Source organism: Promicromonospora sp. NPDC060271 (assembly GCF_042726755.1).
Lineage (GTDB): Bacteria > Actinomycetota > Actinomycetes > Actinomycetales > Cellulomonadaceae > Promicromonospora.
This window is the reverse complement of sequence record NZ_JBHXBG010000268.1, coordinates 1-4,644: the sequence shown is the minus strand read 5'-3', so window position 1 is coordinate 4,644 and position 4,644 is coordinate 1. Positions and strand designations below refer to the sequence as shown.

Genomic DNA, 4,644 nt, shown 5'->3' with positions numbered 1-4,644 from the left:
CCCTGGTGCACGCCAGGGAGACCCGGACAGGCGCTCTGCTTCGCCGAACCGGGGTCAGTCGAGGGTCGAGGAGACCCTGATGATCTTGCGGCGGAGCCAGACCTTGCGTCTGCCACCGATGTAGAGAAGGGTCCTCGCCAGCTCCCAACGGCCGTACTCGGCCTCGTCGGTGAGCAACCGGCGGGCGTCCGGCACGCTGGTGTCCGGATCGAACGTCACGACGCGGTACTCGTACTGGCTGTGCTTGCGGAACACGGAGCCGTCTCTCGCCATCTGATGCACCGTCCTCGGTTCACGGGTGAGGTCAGTTTATGCCGGTTTCCACGCCGGGCTGGCAGCAACACACTTCGTAGCGCTCATTGTGACCCACCGGGTGGTCGGCACGGTGACCGGGGTCGCACCTCGCCGCGTGTCGGGGCGGCGTGCCACCGTGTTCGCAGGTCAGGAGGGCGCGCTGACCCGTGCCGCACGGCCGCGACCGGCGCGGCCGTACCCCCGGGATCTGCGCAGTAACGATCACGAATTGCGATCCCGCTGGCCTGGACCTGGCGCTACAGTCAAGGCATGACCGTAGAACCGCGTGCCGCGCTAGATCGCCTCATTGCCGCACTCGAGGCCCATCACCACGCGGTCGCCACTCGCCGGAGTGACGACGACCCCGCCGTCGACGACGCGTACGACGTGCTCGCCGACGCCTACGAGGTGTACGAGGAGTCCCTGGCCACGGTGTTCGGCGAGGTGACGCCGTTCTACCTGGCCGACGAGGTCGACGAGGACGACGACGAGGATGACGACGAGGACGAGGACCTCGAGGACCTCGACTTCGACGACGACCTGGACGAGGCAGAGGAGTCCGTGGAGGAGGACGAGCCGCAGCCTGCGCAGCAGCGCTGACCCGACGCGAGCACGAGCGCGGGCACGAACGCCGGTACGGTCACCAGCGTTCCGGGTAGCCGATCTCGGGGGCGGAGACGTCGTCGAGGGCTGCATGCACCTCGTAGGGCAGCTCGAGGCTCGTGGCCCCCAGCGACGAACGAAGCTGCGCGGGCGTCCGCGCGCCCACGATCGCCGACGCGATGCCCTCGCGCTCCAGCAGCCACGCGAGGGCGACCTCGCCCGCGGTGCGGCCGAGTCCTTCGGCGGCGGTCGCCACGGCCTCGACGACGGCGGACGCCGAACCCTCCAGGTACGGCTGCACGAAGCCCGCGAGAGCCCCGGCCGCCCGGGAGTCCGCCGGGATGGCGCGCCGGTACTTGCCGGTGAGCACGCCCCGCCCGAGCGGTGACCAGGCGAGCAGCCCGGCCCCGAGCGCGTCGGCGGCGGGCAGCACGTCACGCTCCACGCCGCGCTGCAGCAGGGAGTACTCCAGCTCGACGGCGGCCAGGCCGACGTCGGGCTCGAGCAGCGTCGCCACGCGCGCGGTGGCCCAGCCCGGGTGGTTGCTCAGCCCCACGTAGCGGGCGCGCCCCGTCGTGACGGCTATGCGCAGCGCGTTGCAGGTCTCCTCGAGCGAGGTGTGCGGGTCGGGGCAGGCCACGAGGAACAGGTCCACGTGGTCGGTCCCCATGCGCAGCAGCGACTCGTCGAGGCTGTCGAGCAGGGCGCCGCGCGAGGCGTCCACGACGCGGCCCGAGCCGCCGTCGGGCCGCGTCTCCGAGCGGATGCCCGCCTTGGTGGCGAGCACGAGCTCGTTGCGTGCCACCTTGCCCGACAGCAGCGTGCCGATGACCCGTTCGGCGTCGCCGTCGGCATAGCTGGCGGCGGTGTCGACGAGGCTGCCGCCGGCGTCGAGGAAGTCCCGAACCTGCTCGGCCGCGTCGATCTCGTCGGTGTCGCGGCCCCATGTCATGGTCCCGAGCCCGAGTTCGGAGACCCGTAGGCCAGACCTGCCTACGCGGCGTCGTTCCATGTGCGGCAGGCTACCCGCGGGCGGCGCGGGTGCATCCGGAGGCGCGCCGTGGGGTAGTGTCACGGCCCGTGACTGCGTGGGAAGCGATCCTTCTGGGCCTGGTACAGGGCCTTACCGAGTTCCTGCCGATCTCGTCGTCGGCGCACCTGCGGATCGTCGGTGAGCTGATCGGCTCGGGCGACCCCGGTGCGGCGTTCACCGCCATCACCCAGATCGGCACCGAGCTCGCGGTGATCATCTACTACCGCCAGAAGATCGGCGTGATCCTTGTCGCCTGGTTCAAGGCCCTGACGGGCGCGAACGGCAGCGGCTGGCGCGCACGGACCGGCCTGGGGCCACGGTCCGGCTCGGTGGACCTGCGGCACGGCCGCCCCGGCTCGGGCGCGAACCACGACGCCGCCATGGGCTGGTACATCATCTTCGGCTCGATCCCGATCGTCCTGCTCGGGCTGCTGTTCCAGGACGCCATCGAGACCACGTTCCGCAACCTCTGGATCACGGTCTTCACGCTCACCTTCTTCGGGATCCTCCTGCTCCTCGCCGACATCTTCGGGCGCCAGGAGCGCGAGCTGACGTCGCTCACGGGGCCGAGCGCCCTCGGCTTCGGCCTGGCCCAGGCGCTGGCCCTCGTGCCGGGCGTCTCCCGGTCCGGCGGCACGATCACCGCCGGCCTGACCATGGGCTTCACGCGGAAGGCCGCTGCGGACTACTCGTTCCTGCTCGCGCTGCCCGCGGTGCTGGGCTCGGGCTTCTACCAGCTCTTCAAGACCCTCGGCGAGCCGCTCCCGGCCGGGGCCCCCGGCTGGGGTGCCACGATCATCGCGACGATCATCGCGTTCGGCGTCGGCTACGCGGTGATCATCGGGTTCCTCAAGATCATCGGGAACTACTCCTACAAGCCGTTCGTGTTCTACCGGTTCGCCCTCGCCGGCGTCGTCGTGTGGCTGCTCCTGTCGGGCACCATCGACGCGACCGGCGGCGTCGCGTAGAACACACCTCCAGCGCCCTGACGTGGTCAGGGAGCGTCGTAGGCGGCGGTTATCGTTGGTCGCGTGCACGCCTGGCCCACACCCCAAGTCCCGGAGCTTCCCGGCTTCCCCGTCTCCGACCCGGTGCGGGTCCACGACTCGTCCACCGGTGAGCTCGTCGAGGCTGCGCCGGGGCCACGGGCCCGGCTGTACGCGTGCGGCGTCACGCCGTACGACGCCACCCACATCGGGCACGCGAACACCTACGTCGCGTTCGACCTGCTGGTGCGCGCCTGGCTCGATACGGGCAAGGACGTGCTCTACACCTCGAACGTGACCGACGTCGACGACCCGCTGCTGGAGCGCGCGACGGCGACGGGGGTCGACTGGCGAGAGCTCGCGGCCTCCCAGACCGCACTGTTCCGCGAGGACATGACGGCGCTCGGTGTCATCCCGCCGCAGACGTGGACCGGCGCCGTCGAGTCCGTGCCCGAGGTCGCGCAGGCGGTCGCCGCCATGCTCGAGTCGGGCGCCGCGTACCGCGTGCCGCTCGAGCCGGGTGCGGGCGGCCGGACGCCGGAGCTGGGCGACGTCTACGCCGACCTCACCGCCGACCCGCGCTTCGGGACCGTCGCGCGGCTGAGCCGCGAACAGCAGCTCGCCGACTTCGCCGAACGCGGCGGCGACCCCGACCGCGAGGGCAAGAAGGACCCTCTCGACCCGCTGCTGTGGCGCCGCGAGCGCCCGGGCGAGCCGGCGTGGGACGGCGGTCCGCTGGGCACCGGACGTCCCGGCTGGCACATCGAGTGCGCGGTGATCGCCCGGGACGGGCTGGGCCTGGCAGCGGGGGAGCGGTTCGACGTGCAGGGCGGCGGCTCGGACCTGCTGTTCCCGCACCACGAGATGTCGACGTCGCACCTGCGCGTGCTGTCTCCCGTCCTGGAGGGCGCGGAGCCCGCGGGGGCACGTACGCACGTGCACGCGGGCCTGGTCGGCTATGAGGGCGAGAAGATGAGCAAGTCGCTCGGGAACCTCGTCCTGGTCTCCCGCCTGCGCGACGCCGGCCACGACCCGATGGCGATCCGGCTGGCCCTGCTGGCCCACCACTACCGCACCGAGTGGGAGTGGGACGAGACCTCGATGCAGCAGGGCGAGGCGCGGCTCGTCCGGTGGCGCGACGCGGTCTCCGGCAACGGGGGCCCGTCCGCCGACTCGACCCTCGCGGCGGTCCGCGCGGCGCTCGCGAACGACCTCGACGCGCCGTCCGCGCTGGCGGCCGTCGACGCCTGGGCCGAGGTTTCCCTCGACCCGACGCGGGACACCTCCGCGGACGAGGAGGGCGCTCCGGGAGTCATGGCCCGTACGGTAAATGCCCTGCTCGGAGTGCGTCTTTAACCATTTGGGTGTCCGGTTTGCGCCAGGTAGCCCAGCGCCACGTCAGGTGCCGGCCGGGTTAGTTTTGACCCCTGCTTCCGTTTGTATTTAACCCGGGGCAGGATGGGGAGCATGACGGAGTACGAGGAAGACTTCACGGGCGAGACCCGGGTCACCGTCACGACGACGCCCCGGTGCAGCACGCGCTATCGCGTGGTGCGCAACGGACCAGGATATGCACCGGTCTATGACCGCGTGGAGGACGCCGCACGGTGTCTCGAGACGTGGGTGGGATTTCACGGTCCGGACGCAGGAGTGCGGATCGAACCGATTTCCAGCAGCGTGTGAACCCGACCGCCGAAACCGAATGAAAGAGGCCTGAGCCCGCTGGGC

General features: G+C 71.1%; 6 protein-coding genes. 4 read left to right on the top strand and 2 right to left on the bottom strand.

Annotated features, from left to right (window positions below; genetic code table 11):
• Positions 1–54 precede the first annotated feature (54 nt).
• On the bottom strand, positions 55–273 hold the full coding sequence (locus tag ACFWE2_RS24580; RefSeq protein WP_377226831.1) for a DUF5703 family protein: 219 nt from the start codon (positions 271–273) through the stop codon (positions 55–57).
• A 291-nt stretch (positions 274–564) separates the two neighbouring features.
• Between ACFWE2_RS24580 and ACFWE2_RS24575 the strand changes: the two genes are divergently transcribed.
• On the top strand, positions 565–894 hold the full coding sequence (locus ACFWE2_RS24575) for a primosomal protein (RefSeq protein ID WP_377226830.1): 330 nt from the start codon (positions 565–567) through the stop codon (positions 892–894).
• 40 nt (positions 895–934) lie between these two features.
• Here ACFWE2_RS24575 and ACFWE2_RS24570 read toward each other — a convergent pair whose 3' ends face one another.
• Positions 935–1,909 carry an aldo/keto reductase gene (locus ACFWE2_RS24570; RefSeq protein ID WP_377226829.1) on the bottom strand — a complete coding sequence of 325 codons (975 nt, stop codon included), beginning with the start codon at positions 1,907–1,909 and terminating at the stop codon, positions 935–937.
• Positions 1,910–1,977: 68 nt separating this feature from the next.
• On the opposite strand from ACFWE2_RS24570, the gene ACFWE2_RS24565 reads away from it, so the two are divergent.
• From ACFWE2_RS24565 to ACFWE2_RS24555, 3 genes are all read left to right on the top strand, one after another.
• Positions 1,978–2,898: an undecaprenyl-diphosphate phosphatase gene (locus ACFWE2_RS24565; RefSeq protein ID WP_377226828.1), complete on the top strand. Its 921-nt coding sequence runs from the start codon at positions 1,978–1,980 to the stop codon at positions 2,896–2,898.
• A 63-nt stretch (positions 2,899–2,961) separates the two neighbouring features.
• Positions 2,962–4,272 carry a cysteine--1-D-myo-inosityl 2-amino-2-deoxy-alpha-D-glucopyranoside ligase gene (gene mshC / locus ACFWE2_RS24560; protein ID WP_377226827.1) on the top strand — a complete coding sequence of 437 codons (1,311 nt, stop codon included), beginning with the start codon at positions 2,962–2,964 and terminating at the stop codon, positions 4,270–4,272.
• 111 nt (positions 4,273–4,383) lie between these two features.
• Positions 4,384–4,599, top strand: a complete 216-nt coding sequence (locus ACFWE2_RS24555; protein ID WP_116675661.1) for a hypothetical protein — start codon at positions 4,384–4,386, stop codon at positions 4,597–4,599.
• Positions 4,600–4,644 lie beyond the last annotated feature (45 nt).

What these genes read in the sequence shown, in the direction of transcription:
- ACFWE2_RS24555 (WP_116675661.1), top strand. Translation starts at nt 4,384, where the DNA reads ATGACGGAGTACGAGGAAGACTTCACGGGCGAGACCCGGGTCACCGTC.
- ACFWE2_RS24575 (WP_377226830.1), top strand. Translation starts at nt 565, where the DNA reads ATGACCGTAGAACCGCGTGCCGCGCTAGATCGCCTCATTGCCGCACTC.
- ACFWE2_RS24570 (WP_377226829.1), bottom strand. Translation starts at nt 1,909, where the DNA reads ATGGAACGACGCCGCGTAGGCAGGTCTGGCCTACGGGTCTCCGAACTC.
- ACFWE2_RS24580 (WP_377226831.1), bottom strand. Translation starts at nt 273, where the DNA reads ATGGCGAGAGACGGCTCCGTGTTCCGCAAGCACAGCCAGTACGAGTAC.